Source organism: Micromonospora sp. NPDC047187 (genome assembly GCF_040643355.1).
In the GTDB taxonomy this organism is placed as follows: Bacteria; Actinomycetota; Actinomycetes; order Mycobacteriales; family Micromonosporaceae; genus Micromonospora; species Micromonospora salmantinae.
In genome coordinates this window covers 1-1,961 of sequence record NZ_JBEYUF010000060.1, presented here as the reverse complement: position 1 = coordinate 1,961, position 1,961 = coordinate 1, and the positions used below count along the sequence as shown (strand labels likewise).

Annotated in this window: 1 protein-coding gene and 1 pseudogene; both read right to left on the bottom strand. The window is 73.6% G+C overall.

From position 1 onward, the window contains the following. Positions 1-146 precede the first annotated feature (146 nt). A complete protein-coding gene (locus tag ABZ794_RS33890; RefSeq protein WP_357519503.1) occupies positions 147-1,196 on the bottom strand; it encodes an acyl-CoA desaturase in 1,050 nt (349 codons plus the stop codon). A gap of 136 nt (positions 1,197-1,332) precedes the next feature. Further along, a pseudogene (locus ABZ794_RS33885) lies at positions 1,333-1,961 on the bottom strand (hypothetical protein); the annotation flags it as partial.

Genomic DNA, 1,961 nt, shown 5'->3' with positions numbered 1-1,961 from the left:
CCCCGGGGGGGGGGGGGGGGCGCCCGGCCCGGCCCGGGGGGGGGGGGGGGGCCTTCCTCCACCCCCGTCCCGCGGGGGGGGGCGGCCACCCTCCCCCCCCCCCCCCGCCGATCAATATCGTGTCAGCCGCGCATCGGCCGTGCTGTTCAGCCGCGCAGCGGCCGGCCCACCTCGTGCAGGTGACCGAGCGCCTGCCGGTACGACTCGACCAGCCCGGTCTCCGCGTACGGGATGCCCTGCTCGACGCAGTAGGCGCGGACGATCGGCTGGGCCCGGCGCAGGTTGGCGCGGGGCATGTTCGGGAAGAGGTGGTGCTCGATCTGGTAGTTGAGACCGCCGAGCGTGGTGTCCACCAGTCGGCTGCCGCGCACGTTGCGGGAGGTCAGCACCTGCTTACGCAGGAAGTCCAGCTCGTCCTCGGCGGTCGGCATCGGCATGCCCTTGTGGTTCGGCGCGAACGCGCAGCCCATGTAGAGGCCCCACAGCGCCTGGTGCACGACGGCGAAGAGCAGCGCCTTGACCGGGGACATGACCGCCAACAGCAGCGCCACGTAGGCGGCGGTGTGCGCGACGAGCAACGCCGCCTCGACCGCCCGGCGCCGCATCGGGACGGTGTACTTGCCGTCCTCCCGGCCGACGATCGCCCGGATGCTCGCCACGTGCAGGCTCAGGCCCTCGAGCAGCAGCATGGGGAAGAAGAAGTACGCCTGCCGCTGAGCCATCCAACGGCCGAACCCACGGGTCTCCAACGCCTGCTCGGGCGTCCACACCAGGGCACCCGCGCCGACGTCCGGGTCCTCGTCCTCGTGGTTCGGGTTGGCGTGGTGGCGGTTGTGCTTGTCGACCCACCAGCCGTAGCTGATCCCCACCGCCACGTTGCCGGCGAGCAGCCCCACCAACTCGCTGGGGCCACGCCGACGGAACATCTGGCGGTGCCCGGCGTCGTGACCGAGGAAGGCGACCTGGGTGGTGGCCACTGCCATCACTGCCGCGAGCGGAAGCTGCCACCAGGAGTCGCCGAGCAGGAACACGGCCACCCAGCCGGCCACGAAGGCCCCGAGGGTGAGCAGGATGCGGGTGACATACCAGCCGGGGCGCCGTTCCAGCAGGCCTGCCTGGCTGATCCGTCGGGACAACTGTGCGTAGTCACTGCCTCGCCGTCGTACCGGCGGTTCCGCCACCGCTCCGAGCGCCATCGCTGCTCCCGTTCCGCTTGCGCCCGTACCGGGGTGGTTCGGGCTTAATGTCAAGTCTCCCGATCGCGGTAGCCCTGAGTAACCCCGACAACCCCCGAATGGGGGGTAGGGCAGGCCCTACCCCTACTGGTTCGACTCAGCTCAGTCGGCCCACCGCGGCACGCAGTCGAGCCAGGTCACGGCGACGCCGCTCGTAGGTGGCGGCGAGCCCGACCAGCGCCAGCCCGCCGATCCCCAGGTAGATCCACCGGGGCAGCAGATCCCATCCCCGGGCCAGCTCGTGCAGCGCCAACAGCGTCAGCACCCCGCCGCCGAGCAGCACCGGCGCCTGCCACCGGCGGGTCGCGCCGGCCAGCACCGCGCCGGTCGCCGCCGCGCCGAGGAGCAGTCGCCGCCACGGCTGCGGGTCCGCCCCGGCCAGCACCGACACGAGGCTGGGCAGCAACGCCGCGACCAACCCCGGGCCGAGGGCCGGCCAGCTGGTCAGCCCCGGCCGGGTGCGCAGCGCCAACAGACCCGCTCCGACAGCGAGCGCCGCGGCCGGCAGGGTGTACGCCTCCAGCACTGTCACTCCACCGGCGGCCAGCAGCACCCAGGCCCCGAGCAGCTCGCTGCCGGCGGCGATCCCGGCGAACGCCCACCGCCGCCCGGCCGGTTCGCCCCGGCGCAGCAGCCGCAGCGCCACGGCGACTCCCCAGAGCACGCAGACGGTGGCGAGGTGCCGCGCCGCCTCGACGGCGAGCACCACCGCCACCAGCGCGACGG